Annotated in this window: 1 rRNA gene; it reads left to right on the plus strand. The window is 51.0% G+C overall.

The annotated features are described in order from the left end of the window. Positions 1-360 (plus strand): 16S ribosomal RNA (locus BHE89_RS21785); the annotation flags it as partial. Between the last annotated feature and the right edge of the window lie 26 nt (positions 361-386).

A 386-nucleotide genomic window follows, 5' to 3' on the forward strand; every position in this document is an offset into this window, starting at 1 on the left:
GGGGATGACGTCAAGTCATCATGCCCTTACGAGTAGGGCTACACACGTGCTACAATGGCAGATACAAAGAGAAGCGACCTCGCGAGAGCAAGCGGAACTCATAAAGTCTGTCGTAGTCCGGATTGGAGTCTGCAACTCGACTCCATGAAGTCGGAATCGCTAGTAATCGTAGATCAGAATGCTACGGTGAATACGTTCCCGGGCCTTTGTACACACCGCCCGTCACACCATGGGAGTGGGTTGCAAAAGAAGTAGGTAGCTTAACCTTCGGGAGGGCGCTTACCACTTTTGTGATTCATGACTGGGGTGAAGTCGTAACAAGGTAACCGTAGGGGAACCTGCGGTTGGATCACCTCCTTACCTAAGAGATACGTGTTATGTGCAGT

The organism is Shigella sp. FC1967 (genome assembly GCF_001743005.1).
Taxonomy (GTDB): Bacteria; Pseudomonadota; Gammaproteobacteria; order Enterobacterales; family Enterobacteriaceae; genus Proteus.